This window comes from Streptomyces sp. NPDC107559 (genome assembly GCF_055657365.1).
In genome coordinates, this window is sequence record NZ_JBVKBD010000002.1 from 62,191 (window position 1) to 86,983 (window position 24,793).

A 24,793-nucleotide genomic window follows, 5' to 3' on the forward strand; every position below is an offset into this window, starting at 1 on the left:
CCTCCAGCGACTACGCCCCCGCGCACTCACATCAGCCAACCCCGAGCACTTCCGACACACGCCCCAGGACACGGGCCGGGAGTCCCAGCTCCGCCCCCAGGGGCAAAGCAGCTACGAGTGATGCTCACACGGTTCTCGTACTGGCGGCGGGCTTTGCGCTGCACCGGGATCGCCGGGGCGCTGGGCGTGCCGTCGAGGGGCTGAGCTCATCGGCGCCGCCATCGACTTCGCCCGCCTCGACGCTCGCCCACCGAAACGCTCCGGGCCCGCACCCGGACCATGTACTTCCGCACGGCTTCGCCCCGCCGAGCCGAAACTCGGCGGGGCGAATCGACCCACAGCGTTTGCGGCAGGAAACGCCCTCGGCTGTCGTCGGCAGGGTTACGGCAGGTCGTCGGCCGACCGCTCCCATTCCTGGACCTCACCCCAGCGGGGGTGACCGGTGAGAAGCGGGGCTAGCGAGCGTACCGCAGCGAGCAGCCGTCGGATCATCCGTAGCGCCAGGATCTGCTCACGATCCAGCTCCCGCCAGTGCGGGGCCCACCGGGCGGCCTCCGCGGGCGACATGGGCATGGCGGCCAGCGCGCGTTCCAGCACGGGCTCCGGATCGAGCAGGGCCACGCCCGCGCGCGGCCCCACGTGCTCCAGGAGCCAGGACCGCAGGTACAGATCCCGCAGCAGCCATTCGCCCCGTTGTGGGCCGGTCGACCGCTCGGCACCTGCCAGCAGCGCCGTCCAGGCATGCTCGACCGCGCGCCACTGCTCGTCGCTCAGCCCGGTCGGATCGCCCTGGAGACGGGCGGCGAACTGCTGGGCCGCAGCCGCCCACTCGCTCACCGCCCCGTCGGCCAGTCCCGCGTCAGGCGCTGACCAGCGCCGCACATGGCCGTCGAGATCGAGCCTGTCGAGGCCGTCGAAGCACCCATTCATCCGAACATCACCCCGGCCGCCTCGAACATCTCCCGGCCGAGTTGCTCCGCTCCGCCGCCGACCTCCCAGAACGGGTCGCCCGACTTGAAGAAGTGACCGCTGTGGGCGTTGATCTCCAGCCCGAAGTACTGGCCGCCACTGCCCGCGATCTGCGCCTCACCGGCGGCCCGTACAGCGCCACCGCCGCTCAGCACGGGGTGGGAGAGCTCCTCTTTCCCCACCATCTTCGGCATGATCACGAGTTGTCCGTCCTCCAGTACAGCCCATTTGATCTTTTCGCCGTCCATGTCGATGTACTTGTCCCAGTTCGCGGAACCCGGCTTGGCCGGGCGGATGCCCAGCCGCTCGGCGGTGGCGAGTTCCTGTTCGAGGGTGGCCGCCATGTTGTTCGGCCAGATCCGACAGGCATTGTGCACCAGCACCTTCGACGAACCGACGAAGTAGGTGTGGTCGCCCTCGACCTCGAAGTTGAACACCTGGACCGGGCCACGCCGCTTCGTGACGGACTCGACCTGTGCGTCCTTGCCGTCCAGGGTGGTCAGCCGGTCGCCGGGGCGCAGCGCCTCGGCACCCGTCCAGCCCTTGCCGCGCACCCAGAAGGGGTGCTCGGTGGTGGCCCGCAGGGTCTCCTGGCCGATGTCGACGGAGGCCAGGGCGTCGGCGGTGCGCTGCATCACCCCGACGACCGTGCGGAGTCGGCGCTCGCCGGTCTCCGGGTCCTGTGCCCAGATTCGGTCGCCGGCCCGGATCTCCTCGATCGGCCTGGTGCCGTGCTCGGTGGCGATCTTGGTACCGGCTGGGAAGCACATGGAGTTCAGGGCCTGTCGGCCGAGGTTCTCCAGCCTGGCCGCCGCGGACGCGGACAGCCCCGAGCCACGCAGACCCCAGATGGCCCGGCCGATCCCGGCACCGCTGCGCATCGCGGTGCGGACCGCGAATGCCGCCTCCGCCGCCTTCACCAGCAGGCCAGGGATGATGATGCTGCCGAACAGCCACGCGCAGCTGCTGATCTTGCCCTTGGAACAGCCGACGATGTCCGCGACGGCACCTGTGGCGATCGCCTTGAGGACGGACGCGGTCAGCTCGAGCCCGTCGACGTGGACGTCCTCTTCCTTGAATCTGACGTCCAGGGGAGAGCTGGTGAGGTAGTCGCGATGGAGGGCCGAGCCACAGTGGGCGCGGCCCACACCGGGCAGCGGGCAGGACTCGACGTAGAAGTCCATCTCGCCGTAGATGTGGAATTCCAGGTCAATCTCGCAGCCGATATCCCTGCCGCTGCGGCTGCCCACACAGTCGCTCAGCGGGTTGATGTCGACCTTGGAGTCGCCGCTGGGCTTCATCACGACGCCCTCGACGCTGGTGCCGCCGCCCTCGGCGGTGCGCTCTTGCTCCTTGCGGTCCTCGAAGTCGACCTGCTGGGTACGGATGGCAGCCTCGGCGGCCTCCACAGCGAGGTTGCGCGCGTTGGCCGCGGCGACCTCGGCGACGGTCGCGTCCTGCTCCGCCTTGTCGGCGACGGTCCGCGCGGTGGAGGCGTCGGCCTCGGCCGCGTCGGCCGCACTGCGGGCGCTCGCCGCGTCCCGCTCAGCGTCGTCGGCGGAGGCGTCCGCGTCGGTGGCATAGCCATCGGTCGCGGTGGCTGCGGTCTGCGCGGCGGCCGCGTCGTCAATAGCCTGGTTGTTGTACTCGACCGTGTTGGCCTCGGACTTCTTCGCCGCCTTGGCCGATGCGGCCGCCGCGTCGGAGGAGGACTGGGCCGCTGCCGCGGACGCGGTGGCCTGCGCGGCCCACCCGGCCGCGTTCGCAGCCGCCTCGGCCGCCGCCTTCGCGTCGGCATCCGCCTGGGCCGCCAGTGCCTTGGCCTCGGCGGCCGCCTTCTTGGCCTGCGCCGCCTTGGCGTTGGCGACGGCGACCTGCTGCTGGGCTGCGGTCTTCGCGGCCTGCCCGGTCAGCACCGCGAGGCCCGCCGAGGAGTCGGTCTCCGCGTACGGGGAGCCCAGCTCGATGGCGTCGTTGGCCGGCTTGACGACCTGTGCCGCCGAGTCCCGGGCCGCCGCGGCGGCCTGTGCGGTGGCGTAGGCGTGGCCGGCGGTGCGGATCGCGTCGGCACCCGCGAGGACCGCCTCGGAGCGGGCGACCACGGCGTCGCCGCGTGCCTTGTCGGCGGCCTTGCGCGCGGTCTCGGCCTCGGCCTTGGCGGCGATGGCGTTCCACTTGGCGGCCTGGGACGCGGCGATCGCGTCGGCGGCGGCCAAGTGTGACTTCTTCACCGCGGCGTCGGTGACCGCGACATCGCGCTTGGCGCCGTCCGCGGCGGCCTGCGCGCGCTGCGCGGCGCCCTGTGCCTTGGTGGCCGCCTCACGGGCGTCGGTGGCGGCGTCGGTCGCCTCGTTCGCCGCCTGACGGGCCTCCGTGGCCGCGGTGGTGGCGTCGTCGGCCGCCGAACGGGCCTTCGTGGCGGCCTGCCGGGCCTCGATGGCGTCGGCGGTGCCGTCCACGGCGGCGAGCAACGCCTCCGCGGCCTCGGCCTTGGCGACCAGGGTGTCGCGGCGGTCCTCAGCGGCGAGCGCGCTGCTGCGGGCGTTCCTGGCCCGGTTCTCGGCGGCGAGCGCGCTGTCCTTCTTGTCGGCCGCGGTGGCGCCTGTGGCCTGCGCATCGGACAGCTTGTCTGCGGCGACCTGCCGCTGGGACTGGGCGCGGTTCTCGGCGTCGTGCGCCTTCTGCCGCTCGGTCGCGGCGGTGTCGGCCTGTGACTTGGCGTAGTCCCGTTCGGCCTCGGCCTTCTGCCGCTTGGCCCTGGCATCGGCGGCAGCGTCCTTGGCGGTCTGCTCTGCCGCTTTCGCCTTGCTCTCCGCGGCCTTGGCTTCGGCGGCATGCTTGGCCGCCTCCTCGGCCTGGGCGGCGGCGCCCTCGGCGGCGGCCTTGGCCTGGGCCTCGGCCTCCTGGGCGGCGATGCGCCGAAACTCGGCCTTCGCGGCGTGCGCCTGGGTGTTGGCGAGGGAGTCGAGCGTTTTGCTGTCGGCGGCGGAGGCGCGAGTCGCGTTGAACGCGGTCTCCGTGGCCTTCGCCGCGGCCTGTGCCGCCGCCGCGGACGCCTTGGTGACCTGCGCGGCCTGCTGGCCGTACAGCAGACCCCGGCCGCGCGGCAGACCGGCCGCGTCGGCGATGCCATACGCCTGCGTCTGTGCCTGGGTGACCAGCTCGGCTTGGGCCTTGGCAGACAGCGCGGCCCGGGAGGCGACGTAGAGCCGTCCGCCGGCCCGGCCCTGGGTGTCCGCGATCCACCTCTTGACCTCGGTGAACTCGGCCGTGGTCGGGTAGTCGTTCGGGTGGTCGTCGGCCTTCTGGCCGGTCCAGTAGGCCTGCCAGTCTGTGAGCCGGTTCGCGATCAGCGACTCCGCAAGCGCCTCACCGAGCGCTTGCGAGGCCGTCGCCAAGTCGGCGTTAGCCTGCTTCTCGGCCCGGATGATGGTGTCCCGCTGCGTCTTCTGCCCGTCGAGCTCCGCCTCCCACTCGGTGTGCGCCGTGGCGATCTCGGCGCCGAGCACCTCGTGCGGGTCCTGCGGGTTGGTGTACGCGCAGGACGCGAAGCGGGCTTTGAGGTTCTCCACGTCGATCCGGAACTCCATCGAGTCCGGGTCCGTGACTTCGGTCGGGAAGCCGCCGTACTGGAGGAAGAGCCGGGCGTCATCGGCGTACATGTCGTGCATGCCCGCCTGCAGTGACCGCCACGCCGCCTCGTCCCGGTAGTCCACGTTCGGGTCGGAGCCGTAGCGGGCGTTGTAGACGGTCTTGGCCGCTTCGACGGACGCCTCGTTGGCCATGGGGTGCGGGTCGGTGTAGAACTCCCACTCGGCGTTCCAGAACTGTGTGGCGACCCACTTGGAGAGGCCGACCTTGTGGAAGGGATTGTCGGCGTCCTCCACCCACTGGAACCCGGTGTACGTATAGGTCGGAGGCGGAGACTTGACACTGAGAGACTTCTGCCACACGTACCGGCGGTCCCACAGCTCGTCCAGCTTGGCCTCTGAGGCGGCCTGGTCCGTCTCGAACGCCGAGCTGAGCGGGGTGGTGGCTTCTTTCCAGTACTCCGGGTCGGCGGCTGTGTGAAGCTGGTCCTCGGTGCCGATGAGGCCGGCCCGGGCGACCTCCTTCATCGCGGGGCCGCCTTTGCGCAGGACCCCGCTGAGGAGGCACTGCTCCCGGCGGACGCGTTCTGCGGCCGTGAGGTCGAAGGGGGTGGGGGCCGAGTCGGCCGCGGTCGCGGTGCGCGGCGACTGGGCCCTGAGGTCGGGGAGCTGACCGCCTGTCACCGCGATTGCGCCGGCGACGGTCATCGCGGTCAGGGGCAAGAAACGGGATCTCGGTAAGAGCCCCCGTCTGCGTGCGTTCGTACGCATGGGAAACCTGTCTGTGAGAACGGCGAGTAGGGGACTCAGAACAGGAGGTTGTACTGGGTCCAGCCGCTGGTGCCGATCTGGACACGGGCGCTGAAGGGGGCACTGGCGGTACCGGTCCCCTTGTAGAGCCAGAGGGCGCCCGCCGCGTCGACGGCCATCAGGTCCGCCTTGCCGTCACCGCTGTTGTCGCCGGTCGAGACGATGGCGGTGTAGTCCTTCCAGCCCGTGGTGGCCGCGGTGATGGTCGTACCGAGGACCGCGTCGGCGGTGGCCTTGCCGGTGCCGGGGTAGATCAGCAGATTGCCGACGCTGTTGCGGGTGACGAGGTCGGCGATGCCGTCACCGGTGTAGTCGCCGCGCCCGGCAAGGACGCTCATGCCGTTCCAGCCGGTGGAGTCCTTCATCCGGATCCTGGTGGCGAGGGTGCCGTCGGCCTTGCCCTGGTAGAGCCAGAGCTGGCCGTCGGCACCGCGGGCGACCAGGTCGGACTGGGCGCTGCCGGCCATGTTCCCGACGGACACGATGAGGTTGTACTGGTCCCAGCCGGTGCCCAGCACCTTGGTGGCATTGCCGCGTTCGGCCGCGTAGTAGAGGGTGCCGCCGATCCGGAAGTAGAGGTCGTTGCCCCGGCCGCCGTCGGAGATGTCGGCCTGCACGAGCGCGGTGGCCACGGAGTAGCCGGTGCCGAGGTCCGCGCGGGCCTTCCAGCCGCCGGCGCCCTTGGCCTCGTAGTCCCAGAGGCGGCCGTCCTTGCCGCGGGCGAGGAGCGGGAAGAGGCCGGTGCCGTCGGCCGCAGCCTGTTGGAGCAGGGGAACGCTGTCGGTGACGGCCGCATTGTCCGTGACGGCCGTTCCGTGTGAAGGCGGCTCGCTGTGCGCCGTGGTGAACGCCACCACGGAAGTCACGGCGCCCGCTAGAACAAGAGCAGCCGCCCGGCGCAGCGAGCGGCTGAGGGGTATCGATGTCAAGGCGAAAAGTCCCCGTTCGACGAAACCGGCGGGGTCCTCACGGCTCACCATGACACCGCGAACACAGCTCAGGTGATCCCCGGTGCCGCCCCCCGCACCGCAGATGGTCATGCCCATGGCAACAGCGATCCTATGGGGACTACGTGAAACATGTGAAGGAATTTTCTCGAGTGACCCAGCCTGTCGCCTCGCACCGAGGCCTCCGGCGTAGCCAACGCGACCCTGGACGGCGCCGACACGGCCATGCCGAGGAAACCCGCCGGGCGCGGACAGCACGGAGAGGACACGCACGCACGACCATGCAGCAGTCGAGGGAGCGTCCGGCAGGAGTCCGGCATTCGCGCAAGTCGCCGTCCCGCCAGCCGAAGACGAACTCCTCGCCCCAGGCGCGCTGCCCCTGCCCGACAAGGAGGCTCTCCTCGCGCTGGCTGATGCGTTGGTGGCCGCCTCCCACGACCAGTACCGCGGCTGGGGAGACGTGGTCGTCTCCGCCGCGTGCGCCGCCGCACGGATAGGCGAGGTCTCAGGCTGCCGTGTCGGGGACATCGACACCACCCTGTGGATCCGGACCGTGCGGCGTCAGACCACACCCGCACCCGGGGGCTGACCGACAGGGGGCGCACACAAGATCACGGCCGCCGGGCGGCGCTCTCCGCGCACCTCAGCGTGTTGCGCGCACCGCGCTCGCCGCCGAGCCCAATCGTCGTGACCCGCTGACCTGAATCCCCAACCGGTCCCCAAGAATGGTCAAGGGCCGGTCTCGGATGCCTCCGAAACCGGCCCTGACCTGTGACTGCCTCCAGTCGGGACGACAGGATTTGAACCTGCGACCCCTTGACCCCCAGTCAAGTGCGCTACCAAGCTGCGCCACGTCCCGGTGCGAATTCCGCGGCGAACCGCGTGATCACGCAGGTCAACACTACCGTACGCGCACGGGTGCCTGCGCCGGGGCACCCGTCGCGCGGGGCGGGCCGAGCGGGCCGGCCGTGCGCTTGACCGGGACCAGGAGGGCGGCCAGGGCCGCGCCGAGGCACAGCAGGGCGAGCAGGGCGAAGGCGTGGGTGTAGCCGGAGGCGTAGGGCAGGCCCGAGGGCTGGAGCCGGCCGGTCACCAGGACACCGGTCACCGCGGCGCCGACCGAGCCGCCGATGGTGCGAATGTTGGCGTTCATGCCGGTCGCGGCGCCGGTCTGCTCGGGCGGGACACTGCCGACGACGAGGTTGGCCATCGAGGCGAAGGCCAGTCCGATGCCCAGGCCGAACACGCCCGCGACGAGCGCGACCTGCCACCGGGTGTCGTGCCACAGGGCGAGGAAGCCGAGGGCGAGGGCGCCGAAGGCCGCGCCGGCGGTGAGCAGTGCCTTGGCTCCGACGCGGGGTTCCAGCCGCCCGCCGAGCACACCCGAGAGGAACATCGCGACCAGCATGGGCAGCATCAGCAGCCCGGACGCGGTGACGCTCGCCCCGAAGCCGTAGCCGGCCGAGCCGGGGGTCTGGACGAAGCCGGGCAGGAAGGACCAGATCGAGTACATCCCGGCGCCGAACAGCAACGCGGCGAGGTTGGTCGTCCACACGGCGGGCAGCCGCATCACCCGCAGGTCGATCAGCGGGCTGGCGGAGCGGGCCTCGGACCGCAGCCACAGCGCGCACACCACCGCGGCCAGGGCAAACAGCCCGATCACCCGGGGGGACCCCCAGCCCCACCGGCCGGCCTGGCTGAGCGGCAGCAGCAGCGCGACGAGCCAGCCGGACAGCAGCACGGCACCGGCCCAGTTGACCCGGCCCGCGGACCTGCGGGGCGACTCGGGGACGTAGCGCAGAGCGATGAGGACGGTGGCGGCGACCACGGCGACCGGGATCCAGAACAGCCAGCGGTAGTCGAGGGCGGAGACGATGGGACCGGCGGCCACCATGCCGACTCCCCCGCCCGCGGCGATCACCGCGGAGAGGTTGCTGATGCTGCCGCTGACCTCGGCCGGGGCGAACTCGTCGCGGATGATGCCGAAGGACAGCGGGAACAGCGCGCCGCCGATGCCCTGGACGATCCGGGCGACGATCAGCACGCCGATGCTCGGCGCGAGCGCGGCGAGCAGACAGCCCGCCAGCACGGCCACCAGGACGGCGACCAGGGTGCGCTTCTTGCCCATCAGGTCGCCGACGCGGCCGAGGATCGGGGTGAAGACCGAGGCGGACAGCAGATAGGCGGTCATCACCCAGGTCGCGGTGGACTGAGAGGTGTGCAGCGCGTGCTGGACGGTCGGCAGGGCCGGCGCGATCAGCGACTGCAGCATGGAGAACACGCCCGCACCGGTCGCGAGGACCGCGAAGGTGAGGCGGGTGGACGTGCGGGGCATGGAGGGTCTCTCCGAATCCGGGCAGGGGTCGGGTACGTGCGGGCACGGGGCGGCCGGAGACATCCGGCCGTGGCCGTGCCGGGCGGTGCGCCACGGCGTGCCACGGGGCGGCGCCGGGCATGCCGACGGCCGCGGCTGACGCCGCGCGGGACGATGGCGGGGGCATGACGTGGTGACGACGGCGTCGCGACCACGTGCAGTGACGTGCAGTGACGTGCAGTGACATGCGAAGGAGAGCGGCGCGGGGGATCGTGACGGGAGCGCGATGGACGCGCGGCGGAACCGGACTGGGGCGTGGCGGAGCGGTCGCGGGCGTGACGCGGTGGGGCGCGATCACGGCGGGCGCTTCCCCGCGCTGCTAAAGTGGAGGTACCCCTCCACTGTAACGGAGGTATCCCTCCGTTTCAACCTGATCCGCCCGGGAGGCAGCAGTGACGGCTCGGTCCTTTCCCGTCAGCGAGGTCGTCGCGGCCCAGCGGCCGCACCGCAAGGACGCGGCGCGCAACTTCGACGCGCTGCTGGCCGCCGCGCGTGAGGCGTTCGCCGAGCACGGCGCGGAGGCGTCGCTTGAGGACATCGCCCGCCGCGCGAACGTCGGCATCGCCACGCTGTACCGCAACTTCCCGACCCGCCGCGCGCTCTTCGAGAGCGTCTACGCGGACGAGGTGAACGAGCTGTGCCGGGTCGCGACGGAGGTGGACGAGCTGGAGCCGTGGGAGGCCCTGACGGCCTGGCTGAACCGCTTCGCGGGTTACCTGGTCACCAAGCGTGCCGTGCGCGAGGCGCTGGAGGACGAGTCGGAGATCTTTCTGGCCTGCCGGGACTCGATGTACGCGGCGGGCGGTCCGCTCTTCGAGCGGGCACAGCGGGCCGGAGCGGCCCGCCCGGACATGGATTTCGGCGATCTGCTGCGCCTGATCGCGGGCATCACGGCGACCTCCTACGTGGACGACGCGCAGCGCGACCGCGTCCTGGCCATCGCCCTGGACGGAGTACGCGCCGCACGCTGAGACCGCTCGGGCCGGGGTCCGGCTCCCGCCCGCCGGCCGGCCCGCCCCCTCACTCCGTCCCGGTGTACGCGGCCGTGGTCCGCCGGGCCGACTCGCGTGCCCGGGTCTCGTCCTCGCCGCCCGCGATGTTCGCCGCGCCCCAGGCCTCGCTGCTCCCGATGACGAACCGGCGGCCCTCCTCGGAGCCGAACCAGGCCATGGCCGCGGCCGGGTCGACCTGTTCGCCGGTGGCCAGGTGCAGGGACAGGCCCACGAGCGCCATGTCCCAGCCGACCCCGACGGCCCCCGGCCCGAACTCGGCCCACTTCGTGTCGTCGACGTGGGCGATGTGCTCCAGCTCGAAACGGGTCTCGTTCTCGCCCTGCGGCGTCAGGCGCAGCTCGATCCAGCTCACCTCGCCGCCGAACTCCCAGGTCGCGAAGAAGCTCTTGGGCGGGTCGCAGCGCTCGACCGTGCCGCCCGCGTTGCCCTGGAGCTGGTAGTGGCCGCCCGGGCGGAGCTCGCCCTCGACCGGGAGGAACCAGCGGGGGATCCGCTCGGGGTTGGTGCAGGCGTCCCAGACGTCGTCGAGCGGAGCGTCGTACGTCTGGCTCAGGACGACCACGCGGGCCTCGCCGGCCTTGAAGTCTCGCTTGCCGACCTGCCGGCGTACGGCGTTGATCTGGTGGGTGACATCGATCACGGGGTGCTCCTCGGGGGTTCGTCGGCGTCGCGCAGCCGGCGCTCTCGCCGGCCGCGGGCCAGTTCCGTGGCCAGGGCGTCCAGGTGCGGGGTCCAGAAGCGGCGGAACCGGTCGAGCCAGGCGTCGATGTCCCGCAGCGGTTCGGAGTTCACCGCGTACAGACGGCGGGTCCCCTCGGGGCGCACCGTCGCGAAGCCGTTCTCCCGCAGCACCTTCAGGTGCTGCGAGACGCCCGGCTGCGATATCCCGAACTCCGCTCGGACGATCTCGCCGACCGCGCCGGAGGTCATCTCCCCGTCGGCCAGCAGCTCAAGGATCCGTCGGCGTACCGGGTCGCCGAGGACGTCGAAGGCGTGCACCCGGCCAACGTATCACTGGACACTTATATAAGCAGCTACTGAAAGAGACCTCGCGCCGTGGATCTCGTGCCGCGGGTCTCGCGCCCCCTCCCCCGAACCCGTCCGTGCACATGGCTGTCACTCTTCGCCGCACCCCGCTACAACCTGGGGGCACACGGATCGCCTTCGCCCGAGCGCTGGAGGTACGGACATGAGCGGGCAGGACTTCTCCGGCCGGGCGGGCACCGCGTTCGTCGCGGGCGGCACCGGCGCCGTCGGGGCGGCGGTCGTCCGGGTACTGGCCGAGCGCGGCAGCGACGTGACGTTCACCTACCGCAGCGACGCGGCGGCGGCCAGGACTCTGGCGGACGAGGTGGACAAGCACGGCGGACGGGTCCGCGCGGTGCGACTGGACCTCCGCGACGAGACGGCCACGGCCGCCGCGGTGTCCGGGGCCGCCCGAACCCACGGCGGGCTGCACACGGTGGTGTACGCCGCCGGGCCGCACGTGCCGATGCTGCATCTGAGCCAGGTCGCACCGAAGCGGTACCGGGCCCAACTGGAGGGCGACGCGGTGGCGTTCTTCAACCTGGTCCACCCCTGCCTGCCGCTGCTGCGGGAGAGCCGGGGCGGCATCGTCGCGGTCACCACGGTCGCCACGCGCCGCTTCCCGATCCGCGACGGGCTGTCGTCGGGGGCCAAGGGGGCGGTCGAGGCGGTGGCGCGGGCCCTGGCCGCCGAGGAGGGACGCTACGGCGTCCGTGTGAACTGCGTGGCTCCCGGCATGCTCACCGACGGCATCGCGGCGCGGCTGATCGACTCGGGGGACCTCGACGAGCGGGCCCTCGCCGCCGCCCGGCGCGCCATCCCGCTGCGCCGCTTCGGGGAGGCGAGGGACATCGCGGAGGCGGTCGCGTTCCTCGCCTCGGACCGGGCCGGGTTCATCACCGGACAGGCGCTGGGGGTGGACGGCGGATACAGCGCGTGAACGGCGTACCGGACAATCGCCGGCACCCGCGGAAGCCGGCACACACCCTTCCCGGTCACTTCAAGATCGCTCCGTGGAATTCCCCCGCACCCGTCGTACGAGGGGAAAGGGCACCCCGATTCGGACATGCCGCACCAAAGAAAGTTCCATATTCACCTATTGCTGTTTCATCGATGTGTGAGGAGAGTGAACAGCCCGGCACCATCAAGGAATTGCTCCGATTTCCGACGCCCCTACCGGAGCCCGCGACTGACCGAATCAATACGCCCGCATACTGCCCTGCTGATTCAACATTGACCAGTCAGTAATAACGGGGCTACCTTTCAACCCGTTTCGAGCACGATCTTTGATCGGTGTTCCCGGCCCCCTCGGGTCCGGCCGGAATCCGACGCGCCGCCATCGTTGTCGTACCGCACCCCCCACCATGCAGTCTCAGCTTGATTCGGAGAATCATGACGTCTGCTGTGCGTTCCGAGGACATGATCATCGGCATCACCCCGTTCGGTGAACCCGACGCCGGGCTCGCGGCGGCGGTGTGCCGGGCCGGCGGGCTCGGCGTGCTCGACCTGGGCGACGGGGACCGAAGATCCCGTGACGCTCTGGGCCGGCTGCGCCGGCTGACCCCGGGCCCGTTCGGGGTCCGGATCGGCGCCCGCTGCCGGCTGGGCCCCGCCGACCTCGAACCGGGGACCGACGACGCGGGACGGCCGGACACGGTGGTGCTCGCGGTGGACGCGCCGTGGCGGGCCGAGGACGTGGCGGCCGGTCACCGGGTGCTGGTGGAGGTCACGGACCTCGACGAGGCGCGGGCCGCGGTCCACGCCGGGGCGTACGGGCTGATCGCCCGCGGCAGCGAGTGCGGCGGCCGGGTCGGGGAACTGAGCGCCTTCGTCCTGCTCCAGCAGCTGCTCGCCGCGCCCGGCATGCCGCTCCCCGTATGGGCCTGCGGCGGGATCGGCCCCCGGACGGCGGCCGCCGCGATGGCCGGCGGGGCGGCCGGGGTCGTCCTGGACGGCCAGCTCGCGCTGCTGGCCGAGTCGTCGCTGCCGGAGGCGGCCGCCGCGCGACTGCGGTCCCTGGACGGTTCGGAGACGGTGGTGCTGGCCGGCCACCGGGTGCTGCCACGTCGTGGCCCGGACGCGCCGCGCATCGACGGCACCGACCCCGCGGCGGTCGTCGCGGCACTGAGCGCGCAGGATCCGAGCACCCGGTTGCTGCCGGTGGGTCAGGACGGCTTCCTCGCGGCCCGGTTCGCGAGCCGCTTCGGTGATGCGCGTGGGACGGTGCGTGCGCTGACCGACGCGGTGCGCGAGGCCGTGAGCGACGACGTGGCCGCCGGGGCGCTGGGCGCGGTCTCCCCGATGAGCCGGGCGCTCGGCACCCGGCTGCCCGTCGCGCAGGGGCCGATGACCCGGGTCAGCGACCGTGCCGAGTTCGCGGCGGCGGTCGCCGCGGACGGCGCGCTGCCGTTTCTCGCCCTGGCGCTGGCGGACGGCGTGCGCACCCGGGCGATGCTGACCGAGACCCGGGCCGCGGTCGCCGGGCGGCCCTGGGGAGTCGGCGTGCTCGGCTTCGCGCCGGAGGAGGTGCGGACCGCCCAGCTGGAGGCGGTACGCGAGCTGCGGCCGACGCACGCCGTCATCGCGGGCGGACGCCCGTCCCAGGCGCAGGCGCTGGAGCGGGACGGGATCCGTACCTTCCTGCACGTGCCCTCGCCGGGACTGCTGCGGCAGTTCCTGGAGGCCGGGGTCCGCCGGTTCGTGTTCGAGGGCTCCGAGTGCGGCGGGCACGTCGGTCCGCGCGGCAGCTTCCCGCTCTGGGAGGCGCAGCTCGCGGTCCTGGAGGACTTCCTGGACGCGGCCGACGGGAACGGCACGGACGGCAGGGACGGCACGGGCGGCAGAACCGGTGGGCGCGACGGGAAGGGCAGGGACGGCGGGCGCGGCGGGCAGGACGGGCGGGACGCAGGCGGCGAGAACGGCGGGCAGGACGGGCGCGGCAAGAACGGCGGGAGTGCGGCCGAGGCGCTGGAGGTGTTCTTCGCGGGCGGGGTGCACGACGAGCGCTCGGCGGCGATGGTCGCCGCGCTCGCGGCCCCGCTCACCGCGCGCGGGGCCGCCGTCGGGGTCCTCATGGGCACCGCCTACCTGTTCACCGAGGAGGCGGTCGCACTCGGGGCGATCCAGCCGCTCTTCCAGCGCCGGGTACGGGCCGCCGAGCGCACCACGCTCCTGGAGACCGCGCCCGGTCACGCCACCCGCTGCGTGCCGAGCCCCTTCACCACCGGTTACCGCGAGCACGAGGGGCGGCTGCGGTCCGCGGGCCTGCCCGACCGGCGGATCTGGGAGGAGCTGGAACAGCTCAACATCGGGCGGCTGCGCCTCGCGAGCAAGGGCGTGGACCGCGGCGACGGCGGGGCGCTCAGACCGGTGGACGAGGAACGCCAGCTCACCGACGGCATGTTCATGGCCGGGGAGGTGGCCGTGCTGCGCTCCGCCACCACCACGGTCGCGGCGCTGCACCGGTCGGTGACCACCGGGGCCGGCGGGTTCCTCGCGGAGCGGACGGCACGGCTGCGCGACCGGCTCGACGCCCGGCCGGGGCAGCGGCTGGGCGGCTCCGGGCCCCGGGAGCCGGTGGTGCCCGCGCCGCTGGACGTCGCCGTCGTCGGGATGGCCTGCATGTTCCCCGAGGCGCCCGACCTCCCCACCTTCTGGGCGAACGTCGTCGGCGGCCTGGACGCCGTCGGCGAAGTGCCGCCCGAGCGCTGGGACCCGGCCGTGCACTACGACGCGCAGGGCACCGGCGGCGCCACCCCCTCCCGATGGGGCGGCTTCCTGCCCCGCATCCCCTTCGACCCGCTGCGCTACGGCATCCCGCCGGCCTCCCTCGGCAGCATCGAGCCGGTCCAGCTGCTCGCCCTGGAGGCCGCCCGGCGCGCCCTGGACGACGCCGGGTACGGCGACGGGGGACGGGAGTTCGACCGCTCCCGCACCTCGGTGGTGTTCGGCGCGGAAGCGGGCAGCGACCTGTCCAACGCGGCCACGCTGCGCGCCGTGCTCCCGTCGTACCACGGGCGCGTCCCCGAGGGCCTGGACGGCCAGTTGCCCCGGCTGACCGAGGACTCCTTCCCGGGCATGCTCGCCAACGTGATCTCCGGGCGGATCGCCAACCGGCTCGACCTCGGCGGCGCCAACTTCACCGTCGACGCCGCCTGCGCCTCCTCGCTGGCCGCGGTGGACGTCGCGTGCAAGGAACTCGTCGGCGGCACCAGCGACGTGGTGCTGTGCGGCGGCGCCGACCTGCACAACGGCATCAACGACTACGTCCTGTTCGCCTCGGTGCACGCGCTCTCCCCCACCGGCCGCTCCCGCTCCTTCGACGGCTCGGCGGACGGCATCGCACTCGGCGAGGGCGTCGCCTGCGTCGTACTGAAGCGGCTCGCCGACGCCGAGCGGGACGGCGACCGGATCTACGGGGTGATCAAGGGCCTGGGCAGTTCCAGCGACGGCCGCTCGCTGGGCCTGACCGCGCCCCGCCCCGAGGGTCAGCGCTCGGCGCTGGAGCGGGCCTACCGCAACGCGGGTGTCTCCCCGGCCGACGTCGGGCTCGTCGAGGCGCACGGCACCGGGACCGTGGTCGGCGACCGCACCGAACTGACCGTGCTCGGCGAGGTGTTCGGCGAGGCCGGGGCCGAGCCGGGCAGCTGTGTGCTCGGTTCGGTCAAGTCGCAGATCGGGCACACCAAGTGCGCCGCCGGACTGGCCGGGCTGATCAAGACCGTGCTGGCGCTGTACACCGGGGTCCGGCCGCCCACCCTGCACCTGGAGCGCCCCAACGCGGCCTGGGACGCGGAGCGCAGCCCGTTCGTCTTCCACACCCGGGCCCGGCCGTGGGCGGCCCCGGCAGGGCAACGGCACGCCGGTGTCAGCGCGTTCGGCTTCGGCGGGACCAACTTCCACGTGGTGCTGGGCGCGTACGCGCACGGCGCCCCGCCGGCCAAGACGCTGGACGTCTGGCCTGCCGAACTCTTCGTGTTCCGGGGCCGGGACACCGCCGCGGCACACCGGGCCGTCGAGGAGCTGCTCGCGGCCGCCGAGACCGAGGGCCGGCCATGGCGGCTGCGCGACCTGGCGCTGAGCGCGGCCCGCCGGGCCGACGTCTGCCCGGATCCGGCGCGGGTGGCCGTCGTGGCCGCCGACGTGGACGAACTGATCGTGCGGCTGCGGCAGGCGCTGGCCGGCGAGCACGATCCGGCACACGGCGTCCATCTCGCCGACGGTCCCACCGCCCGTCCCGCCCAGGACCCGGCCGAGGGCAAGGTCGCCTTTCTCTTCCCCGGCCAGGGCAGCCAGCGCCCCGGCATGCTCGCCGACCTGTTCGTCGCGTTCCCCGAGCTGCGCCACTACCTCGAACTCGGCGCCGACCAGGCGGACCGGCTGTACCCGCCCGCCGCCTTCGAGGACGGCGCACATGACCGGCAGCGGGCGGCGCTCACCGACACCCGGGCCGCGCAGCCCGCCCTCGGCATCACCGGACTCGCCGCCCACGCCCTGCTCACCACGGCCGGGGTGCGGCCGGACATGGCCGCCGGGCACAGCTACGGCGAACTGGTCGCCCTGGGCGCGGCCGGCGCCCTCGACCCCGAGACGCTGCTCGCGCTCAGCCACGAACGGGCGGCGGCGATCCTCGCGGCCGCCGGGGCGGACCACGGAGCGGACCCGGGCACCATGGCCGCGGTCACGGCCGGCGCCGCCGAGGTCACCGAGGCGCTGCGGACTGCGGGGGCCCCGGCCACGGTGGTCGTGGCCAACCGCAACGCACCCCGCCAGACGGTGATATCCGGCCCGGCCGACGACGTCACGGACGCCGTACGGCTGCTGCGCGAGGCGGGGTACGGCGCCCAGCGCATCCCTGTGGCCTGCGCCTTCCACAGCCCCCTGGTCGCCGCGGCCGGCGAGCGGTTCGCGGCGGCGCTCGCGGCCCGGCCGGTGCGCGCGCCGGAGTTCCCGGTGTGGTCCAACCGCACCGCGCGGCCGTACGCAGCCGACCCGGACGCGGTACGGGCCGGACTCGCCGCGCAGATCGGCGCCCCCGTCGGGTTCGTCGAGCAGATCGAGGCGATGTACGAGGCGGGTGCGCGGACCTTCGTCGAGGCCGGTCCCGGATCCGTGCTGACCCGGCTGGTCGGGCAGATCCTCGGCGACCGGCCGCACCGGACGGTGGCCTGCGAACCGCATCCGGACAGCGGACTGCGCGGCTGGCTGGACGCCCTGGCCCGGCTGGCCGTCGCGGGGCTGCCGGTGCGCACCGGCCCGCTGCTGCGCGGCCGCGACGCCGCCGACGCGGTGCGTACGCCGGTGCCGAGGCGACCCGGCTGGACGGTCGACGGACAGTTGGTGCGCACCGCCGCCGGAGACCTCCTTCCCGGTGCGCTCGCACCGGCCCGACGAGTCGTGGAGACGACTGTGCCGACGAACCCCCCGCACTCGGTCCCGTCCGCCCCGTACGGCCACCACGGCCCGCACGGTCAGGACCGCCAGGCCGCCCAGGACGCGTTGATCGCCGAATTCCTGCGCACCAGCCGCGAGATGATCGCCGCCCAGCGCGATGTGCTGATGACCTATCTCGGAGCGCCGGCCGGGGAGCGGACGGCCGCGCCGCCCGCCGCCGTCCCGTCGCCCCCGCAGGCCGCAGCGCCGATGGCCGAACCGCCTCGCGCGTCGGTGCCGTCGCCCCAGCCGCCGCCGGTCACCGGATCGTCGGCCGCCGAGACGGTCGGCACCGGGGCCGCACCGGTCGCGGGGCCCGACGTCGGGCAGCTGGTCCTGGAGATCATCAGCGAGCGCACCGGCTATCCCCTCGACATGATCGAGCCCGATCTCGACCTGGAGGCCGACCTCAGCGTCGACTCCATCAAGCGGGCCGAGATCGCCGGTGAACTGGCCCGGCGCCTGGGCGCCGGGAGCGGCACGGACCTCGCCGGACTCGACGACGCCGAGATGGAGGAACTGGCGAAGGCACGGACGGCCGCCGCGGTGACCGACTGGCTGACCGCACGGCTCTCCGGACCCGCCCAGGCGACCGGGACGACTGAGACAGCCGAGACAGCTGAGACGGCTGAGACGGCTGAGACGGCTGAGATATCTGAGTCGACTGACGCGACCGAGGTGACCGAAGCGAGCGACGCAGTCGAGGCGCAGCGGGCGGACGGGTCGGCCGAAGCCGTGTCGGCGGCCCACGACGCGACGGTGCACGACGACGAGATGCACGACACGGCGGTGCGCGGCGCGGCGCCCAAGCGGTTTCTGCTGCGGTCGGTGCCCCTCGGTCCGCAGGACGGTGCGACGGATCCGGCGGATCCCGCGGCCGAGCTGTCCGGGACCCGGTGGGTCGTCCTCGGCGACGCTCCCGAGATCGGCGCCCGGCTCGCCTCGTACGGCGCCGAGGTCGTCGTACGCGACCGGGACCATCTGCTCGCGCAGGACGACGGCCGGGTGGACGGCGTCGTGTATCCCGTGACGGGTGACACGCCGGTGCTGCCGGACGCCTTCCCCGTCCTGAAGGCCGCCCTGGCCCGGGGACCGCACCGGCTGCTGGCCCTGCGGCCCGTCCACGGGGACGCGCCGGACACGGTGGCGGCGGGGCTGCGCGGATTCTTCCGCACCGTGGAGCGCGAGTACCCGCGCACGGTCGCACGGACGGTGGAGGTGGCGACCGCATCGGCCGGACCGGACCCGACGGCCGTCACGAACACACCAACCGTCAGGAACACACCAACCGTCACGAACACACCGGCCGTCACGAACACGCTGACCGTCGCGGAGGCGCTGCTGCTCGCGGACGCGCTGGTCGACGAGGTGTGCGCGCCCGACCGCACCCCGGTCGTGCTGCGCCGGCCGGAGGGCCGGTTCGGTCTGGAGCTCGCCGAGGCACCGCTGGGCATCCTCGGCAGCACCGGCGCCGGACCGGCCGGTGCGGGGGCGGCCGAGGCCGCCGCGCTCGGCCTGGACCGGGACGCGGTGGTGCTGCTGGCCGGCGGGGCGCGCGGCATCACCGCGCAGTGCGCCGTGGCCCTCGCCGCGGCGGCCGGGTGCCGGCTCGAACTGCTCGGCAGGACACCCGCGCCGGACGGCCCGGAGGATCCGGACACGGCCGCCGCCCGCACCCCGGCCGCACTGCGCGCGGCGCTCGCCGCCCGCGGCGGGATGACGCCGGCCGCGATCAACCGGGCCGCCGGACTCCTGCTCGCCCAGCGGGAGATCACCGCGACGCTGACGGAGCTCGGGGCGCTCGGCAGCCGGGTCCGCTACCGCTGCGTCGACTTCCGGGAGCCCGAGGCGGTGCTCCAGGCGGTGAAGGAGATCCACGCCGAGCACGGCCGTCTCGACGGCGTCGTCTACGCGGCCGGGGTGATCGAGGACCGGGTCATCGCCGAGAAGACGGCCGAGTCCTTCCAGCGGGTCTACGGCACCAAGGCGACCGGCGCCGACGCTCTGCTGACCGCGCTGGAGGAGCTGCCCGACGGGCCCGCGTTCAGTGTGCTGTTCGGCAGTGTCGCCGGGGTTCTGGGCAACCGGGGCCAGGCGGACTACGCGGCCGCCAACGACGCGCTCCAGACGCTCGGCGCGGCCTGGGCCGCCCGCACCGGGCACCGGGCGCTGACGGTGCACTGGGGACCGTGGGCGCCCGCCGCCCGGCACGGCGGCATGGTGGGCCCGGAGCTGGCCCGCGCCTACGGCCGCCGGGGCATCCGCCTGATCGACCCCGAGGAGGGCACCGCGGCCCTGCTGCGCGAACTCGCCTGGGGCGACGCGTCGACGACCGCCGTCGTCTACACCGCCTCGGGCTGGTGAGGGCTCTGGTGACGGGCCCCGCGCAAGCTCCGGCGGTGGCCGTCGTCGGCATGGCGGTGCTGCTGCCCGGCGCCCGGGACCTGGACGCGTACTGGCGCAACCTGCGGGACGGGGTTGACGCGATCGGCGAGGTGCCGCAGGACCGGTGGGACGTCGACTACTACCGTCCCGGCACCGCGTCCGCACCGGCCGTCGCCGACCAGGTGTACTGCCGCCGGGGCGGGTTCGTGGACGCACTGGCCGAGGTGGAGGTGACCCGGTTCGGGATCATGCCGAACTCGGTGGCCGGCACCGAGCCCGACCAGCTCATCGCGCTGCATGTGGCCGCCGCCGCCCTCGAGGACGCGGGCGGCACGGACCGGCTGCCCGACCGGCGGCGGGTCGGTGTCGTCCTCGGCCGGGGCGGCTATCTCACCCCCGGACTGGTCCGGCTCGACCAGCGGGTGCGCACGGCCGGGCAGCTGGTACGCACCCTCGGCGAACTGCTCCCGGATCTGACGGATGCTCAACTGCGGCTTGTGCGGGCGGCTTTCACCGACCGGCTCGGGCCGGACAGCCCGGAGTCGGCGATCGGTCTGGTGCCCAACCTGGCCGCCTCGCGGGTGGCCAACCGGCTCGACCTGCGCGGCCCGGCCTACACCGTGGACGCCGCCTGCGCCTCCTCGCTGGTCGCGGTCGACCAAGCGGTGGGCGAGCTCGCCTCGGGCCGCTGCGACCTGATGCTCGCCGGAGGCGTCCACCACTGCCACGACATCACGCTGTGGAGCGTCTTCTCCCAGCTGCGCGCCCTCTCCCCCAGCGAGCGCATACGCCCGTTCCACCGGGACGCCGACGGCATCCTCGTCGGCGAGGGCACCGGCGTCGTCGTACTGAAGCGGCTGGCCGACGCCCGGCGCGACGGCGACCGCATCTACGCGGTGATCCGGGGCACCGGGGTGGCGAGCGACGGCCGGACCGGGGGTCTGGTCAACCCCGATCCCGGCGGTCAGGCGAGCGCCGTGCGGCAGGCGTGGCTGGCCGCCGGACTCGACCCGGCCGCGCCCGGCTCGGTCGGGTTGCTGGAGGCGCACGGCACCGCGACCCCGGCCGGCGACCGGGCCGAACTGGCCACGCTCAGCGCGGTGTTCGGCCCGCCCGAGGGATCCGGGGCGGAGCGCGCGGTGCTCGGCTCGGTGAAGTCGATGATCGGGCACACCATGCCCGCCGCCGGGGTGGCCGGGCTGGTCAAGGCCGCCCTCGCGGTGCACCACGCGACGCTGCTGCCGACCCTGCACTGCGAGGACCCGCATCCGGCGCTGACCGAGACCCGCTTCCGTACGCTGGAGAAGGCCGTCCCCTGGGAGACCTCGCCCGGCCGGCCGCCGCGGCGGGCCGCCGTGAACGCCTTCGGCTTCGGCGGGATCAACGCGCACGTGGTGCTGGAGGAGGAACCCGCGCCCGGCGCGACGGCGCACGCCCCCAAGGCCAGGCGCACGGACGTACCGAAGGCCGGGCGCGCGGTCGTGCGGGTCGCCGAACCCGAGCGGGTCCTGCTGCTCGCCGCCGACGGACCCGAGCCGCTCGCGGCCCTCCTGGACACCTACGACGACTCGGTACGCGCGGCCGGCCTCGACCCCGCGCTGCCGCATCCGGCCGCGGGCCGGGCCCGGCTCGCCGTCGTCGACCCGACCGCGAAGCGGCTGGCCGTGGCCCGCCGGGCGGTCGGCCGGGGCCGCCCCTGGCACGGCCGGGGCGACGTCTGGTTCCGGCCCGGTCCGCTGCTCGGCCCCGGCCACGGCAGGCTCGCCTTCGTCTTCCCTGGCCTGGAGGGCGAGTTCACCCCGCGCGTCGACGACGTGGCCGCGCACTTCGGGCTGCCCGGTGCGACGCCCGGCGGCGACGGCGTCGCCGACGTGGGCCGGCACGGCCTCGGCGTGGTCGCCGTCGGGCGCCTGCTCGACGCCGCGCTGCGTCGCACGGGTGTCGTGCCGGACGCGGTCGCGGGGCACAGCGTCGGCGAGTGGACCGCGATGACGGTGGCCGGGCTGTACTCCGGGGACGAGGTCGACGCCTTCATGGCGGACTTCGACCCGGACTCGGTGACGGTGCCGGGACTGGCCTTCGGTGCCGTCGGCGCGCCCGCGCAGCGGGTGCTGGCCGCCCTGGAGCAGGAGTGGGCGGGCGCCGGTCTGGTGCTCTCGCACGACAACGCGCCGGGCCAGTCGATGGTGTGCGGACCGGACGCGGCGGTCGAGGCGTTCGTACGGTCGTTCCGGGCGCGCGGTGTGCTCGGCCGGGTGCTGCCGTTCCGGTCCGGCTTCCACACGCCGATGCTGGCGCCGTACCTCGGTCCGATCAGACAGGCGGCGCAGCGCTTCCGGCTGCATCCGGCGACGGTCCCGGTGTGGTCGGGGACGACCGCGGCGCCGTTCCCCGAGCGGGAGACGGAGGTGCGTGAGCTGTTCGTCCGGCATCTGCTGGAACCGGTGCGCTTCAGGCAGTTGACCGAGGCCTTGTACGCGGCGGGGCATCGGACTTTCGTCCAGGTAGGGCCCGGGCAGCTCGGGTCGCTCGTGGGCGACACCCTGGCCGGCCGCGACCATCTGGCCGTGGCCGCCAACTCCCCGCACCGCACGGGTCTCGCGCAGTTGCGCCGGGTGGCGGCGGCGCTGTGGACGGCGGGGGCGGCCGTGGCCCCCGCCCTGCCGACCGGGACCGGGTCGGGCACCGGCGCCGGAGCCGAACCGGGATCCGCCGCCGGAACCGGGCCACGCACCACCTCCGGGACCGGGCCGGGATCCGCCACCGGAGCTGGCCCGGGCACCACCACCGGAACCGGGCCGGGGCCCGATGCCGGAACCGGACCGGGCACCGCCGCCGGAACCGGACCGGGCACCACCACCGGGACCGGGCCGGGGCCCGATGTCGGAACCGGACCGGACACCGCCGCCGGAACCGGACCGGACACCGCCGCCGGAGCCGGAACCCATACGGGCACCGCCGTCGGCCCGCTGTCGTCGCGGCCGGCCGTGCGGCTCGACCTCGGCGGGGCGCTGATCTCGCTCGACGGCCCGGAACTGGCCGGTCTGCGCGCCGAGTTACGGGCGACTTCCGCGGCTCCCGGCGCGGCCACCCGGTCCGTGCTGGGCACGCTCACCGACCGGTTCCCCGCCGCGGCCGAGCTGGACGCCTTGCTGCGCGACACCGCGGACACGGCGGCCGCGCTGATCACCGCGCGAGCCGCCCCCCGGCCCGGACCGTCCGGCCCGCCCCCTCCCCCGGCCCCCGCCTCCGCCCCGGTCTCCGGGCCCGTCCCCGCCGCCGTCCCGGCCCCGGTGCCCGTCACCGGGACGCGGAGGCGGTCCCCGGGCGGCGCTCCCCCGGCGGCGGGCACCGGCGTACGGACGTCGGTCGTCCGCGTCTCGCCGGAGACCATGCCGTACCTGCTGGACCACTGCTTCTTCCCCCAGCGGGCCGGCTGGCCGGACGTGGCCGACCGCTGGCCGGTGGTCCCGGCGACCACGATCGTGCAGCACCTGATGGACGCGGCCCGGCAGGCGGCACCGGGCAAGGTGCCGGTCGCGGTGCACGGCGCCCGGTTCGAGGAGTGGCTCACGGCCACCCCCGCCGTCGACGTCCAGGTCACCGCCGAACCGGTGGCACCGGACCGGCTCGCCCTGTCCTTCGGCCCCCGGGCCCGCGCCACCGTGGAGCTCGCCACGGGTTACCCGGCCCCGCCGCCCGACCGGTGGCGGACCGACCCCGCGGGCGAGCGCACGCCCGGCCGCACGGCGGCCCAACTGTACGGCGAGCGCTGGATGTTCCACGGCCCGGCGTTCCAGGGGGTGACCGAACTCTCCGCGCTCGGCGAGCGGCACATCCGCGGGGTCATCACCGCCCCGGCCGCGCCCGGCGCCCTGCTGGACAACGTCGGCCAGCTCCTCGGCTACTGGATCATGGCGACCCGCACCGAGCGGACGGTCGTGTTCCCGGTCGGGATGCGGGAGATGCGCTTCCACGGCCCGCATCCGGCCCCCGGGACGCGGGTGGAGTGTCTGGTGCGGATCACCTCGCTCACCGACACCGTGCTGGAGGCCGACGTACAGCTGTCGGTGGCCGGTGTGGTGTGGGCGGAGCTGCGCGGCTGGCAGGACCGCCGGTTCGACAACGATCCGCACACCAGGCCGGTGGAGCGCTTCCCGGAGCGCAACACCCTGTCCGAGGCCCGCCCGGGGGGCTGGTCGCTGGTGCACGAACGGTGGCCGGACCTGGCCTCGCGCGAGCTGATCATGCGCAACTCGCTGGGCGGGGAGGAGCGTTCGGAGTACGCCAGGCACGCGCCGCGCGGCCGCCGGCAGTGGCTGCTGGGCCGGATCGCGGTCAAGGACGCCGTACGGCAGTGGCTGTGGGACCACGGCGAGGGCCCGGTGTTCCCGGCGGAGCTGCGGGTGCACAACGACGACGTGGGCCGCCCGTACGTCACCGGGGTGCACGGCCGCGACCTGCCCCCGCTGGACGTCTCGCTGGCCCATCGCGCGGAGGCGGGCGTGGCGATCGTACGGCCGCACACGCCCGCTCCCGGGCCGGGCATCGACATCGAGGAGGTCACCGACCGCGACCCGCAGGCGATCGCGAGCGTGCTCGGCGCGGACGAACTGCGGCTGCTGCACGGGCTGTGCGCGGCCGGCGGCGACTCCGAAGCGCTGTGGTTCACCCGGTTCTGGGCCGCGAAGGAGGCGGTCGCCAAGGCGGAGGGCACCGGCTTCGGCGGCCGGCCACGGGACTTCGTCGTGCTGGAGGCGTCCCCGGCCGGGGACGGGCTGACCGTCTCGGGGCGCCTGGAACGCGCGTACGCGGTGCGGTGCGCGCCGGCCGCGAACCCGCCCGGACTGACCGAGCGGGCCTATGCCGTGGCCTGGACCACGGGACCGATCGGCCCGACCGGAATCCCCCACGAGGAGGAGCACGCCCCATGAACACCACCCCCCACCCCGCCGACGCGGACCTGGTCCTCGCCGACATCGCCGGACTGCTCGCCCGGCTCGTCGAGGACGAGTACGGCCTGGACGACGTCGAGATCGGCATGGCGACCACCTTCAACCGCGACCTGGAGCTGGAGAGCATCGACCTGGTGACCCTGTCGGGACTGCTGGAGGAACGCTACGGCGGACAGGTCAACTTCGCCGAGTTCCTGGCCGGGATGGAGTTCGACGAGATCATCGAGCTCACCGTCGGGCGGCTCGTGGAGTACGTGGTGAGCAGCCTGAAGGCGGCGGGGGCGAGCTGACG

The 24,793-nt window shown here is 73.9% G+C and carries 11 protein-coding genes, 1 tRNA gene and 1 pseudogene; 6 read left to right on the forward strand and 7 right to left on the reverse strand.

Features of this window, described 5'->3' with window-relative positions; translation table 11 throughout:
- Positions 1-381 precede the first annotated feature (381 nt).
- From ACZ7OY_RS06945 to ACZ7OY_RS06955, 3 genes are all read right to left on the reverse strand, one after another.
- Positions 382-930: a hypothetical protein gene (locus ACZ7OY_RS06945; RefSeq protein WP_471910429.1), complete on the reverse strand. Its 549-nt coding sequence runs from the start codon at positions 928-930 to the stop codon at positions 382-384.
- The gene (locus ACZ7OY_RS06950) at positions 927-5,267 is read right to left on the reverse strand and encodes a polymorphic toxin-type HINT domain-containing protein (protein ID WP_471910430.1); all 4,341 of its coding nucleotides are present in this window, start codon (positions 5,265-5,267) and stop codon (positions 927-929) included. The genes ACZ7OY_RS06945 and ACZ7OY_RS06950 overlap by 4 nt, the downstream gene beginning before the upstream one ends.
- Positions 5,268-5,365: 98 nt before the next feature.
- A complete protein-coding gene (locus tag ACZ7OY_RS06955; protein WP_471910431.1) occupies positions 5,366-6,235 on the reverse strand; it encodes an FG-GAP repeat domain-containing protein in 870 nt (289 codons plus the stop codon).
- A 424-nt stretch (positions 6,236-6,659) separates the two neighbouring features.
- On the opposite strand from ACZ7OY_RS06955, the pseudogene ACZ7OY_RS06960 reads away from it, so the two are divergent.
- Positions 6,660-6,917, forward strand: a pseudogene (locus tag ACZ7OY_RS06960) (site-specific integrase); the annotation flags it as partial.
- Between the two features lie 184 nt (positions 6,918-7,101).
- Here ACZ7OY_RS06960 and ACZ7OY_RS06965 read toward each other — a convergent pair.
- Positions 7,102-7,175, reverse strand: a tRNA-Pro gene (locus ACZ7OY_RS06965).
- 42 nt (positions 7,176-7,217) lie between these two features.
- A complete protein-coding gene (locus ACZ7OY_RS06970; RefSeq protein WP_471910432.1) occupies positions 7,218-8,651 on the reverse strand; it encodes an MFS transporter in 1,434 nt (477 codons plus the stop codon).
- Between the two features lie 431 nt (positions 8,652-9,082).
- Here ACZ7OY_RS06970 and ACZ7OY_RS06975 point away from each other — a divergent pair, with 431 nt between their 5' ends.
- Positions 9,083-9,661, forward strand: a complete 579-nt coding sequence (locus ACZ7OY_RS06975; RefSeq protein WP_471910433.1) for a TetR/AcrR family transcriptional regulator — start codon at positions 9,083-9,085, stop codon at positions 9,659-9,661.
- Positions 9,662-9,710: 49 nt separating this feature from the next.
- Here the strand turns inward: ACZ7OY_RS06975 and ACZ7OY_RS06980 are convergent, their stop codons facing one another.
- Both ACZ7OY_RS06980 and ACZ7OY_RS06985 read right to left on the reverse strand, forming a co-directional pair.
- Positions 9,711-10,343 carry an SRPBCC family protein gene (locus ACZ7OY_RS06980; protein ID WP_471910434.1) on the reverse strand — a complete coding sequence of 211 codons (633 nt, stop codon included), beginning with the start codon at positions 10,341-10,343 and terminating at the stop codon, positions 9,711-9,713.
- Positions 10,340-10,702 carry an ArsR/SmtB family transcription factor gene (locus tag ACZ7OY_RS06985; protein ID WP_351608410.1) on the reverse strand — a complete coding sequence of 121 codons (363 nt, stop codon included), beginning with the start codon at positions 10,700-10,702 and terminating at the stop codon, positions 10,340-10,342. Before ACZ7OY_RS06985 ends, ACZ7OY_RS06980 begins: the two co-directional genes overlap by 4 nt.
- A gap of 190 nt (positions 10,703-10,892) precedes the next feature.
- Between ACZ7OY_RS06985 and ACZ7OY_RS06990 the strand changes: the two genes are divergently transcribed.
- The 4 genes from ACZ7OY_RS06990 (at position 10,893) to ACZ7OY_RS07005 (ending at position 24,791) form a co-directional block, all read left to right on the forward strand.
- On the forward strand, positions 10,893-11,669 hold the full coding sequence (locus ACZ7OY_RS06990) for an SDR family NAD(P)-dependent oxidoreductase (protein WP_471910435.1): 777 nt from the start codon (positions 10,893-10,895) through the stop codon (positions 11,667-11,669).
- A 452-nt stretch (positions 11,670-12,121) separates the two neighbouring features.
- Positions 12,122-19,525, forward strand: a complete 7,404-nt coding sequence (locus ACZ7OY_RS06995; RefSeq protein WP_471910436.1) for an SDR family NAD(P)-dependent oxidoreductase — start codon at positions 12,122-12,124, stop codon at positions 19,523-19,525.
- Between the two features lie 35 nt (positions 19,526-19,560).
- Positions 19,561-24,480 (forward strand): type I polyketide synthase, encoded by a 4,920-nt coding sequence (locus ACZ7OY_RS07000; protein ID WP_471910437.1) that lies wholly within the window; start codon positions 19,561-19,563, stop codon positions 24,478-24,480.
- The gene (locus ACZ7OY_RS07005) at positions 24,477-24,791 is read left to right on the forward strand and encodes an acyl carrier protein (RefSeq protein WP_351608421.1); all 315 of its coding nucleotides are present in this window, start codon (positions 24,477-24,479) and stop codon (positions 24,789-24,791) included. Before ACZ7OY_RS07000 ends, ACZ7OY_RS07005 begins: the two co-directional genes overlap by 4 nt.
- The last annotated feature ends 2 nt before the right edge of the window (positions 24,792-24,793 follow it).

Excerpts from the sequence above, each read along its gene's own strand:
- ACZ7OY_RS06970 (WP_471910432.1), bottom strand. The coding sequence starts at position 8,651 with ATGCCCCGCACGTCCACCCGCCTCACCTTCGCGGTCCTCGCGACCGGT.
- ACZ7OY_RS06990 (WP_471910435.1), top strand. The coding sequence starts at position 10,893 with ATGAGCGGGCAGGACTTCTCCGGCCGGGCGGGCACCGCGTTCGTCGCG.
- ACZ7OY_RS06945 (WP_471910429.1), bottom strand. The coding sequence starts at position 930 with ATGAATGGGTGCTTCGACGGCCTCGACAGGCTCGATCTCGACGGCCAT.
- ACZ7OY_RS07005 (WP_351608421.1), top strand. The coding sequence starts at position 24,477 with ATGAACACCACCCCCCACCCCGCCGACGCGGACCTGGTCCTCGCCGAC.
- ACZ7OY_RS06995 (WP_471910436.1), top strand. The coding sequence starts at position 12,122 with ATGACGTCTGCTGTGCGTTCCGAGGACATGATCATCGGCATCACCCCG.
- ACZ7OY_RS06950 (WP_471910430.1), bottom strand. The coding sequence starts at position 5,267 with ATGACCGTCGCCGGCGCAATCGCGGTGACAGGCGGTCAGCTCCCCGAC.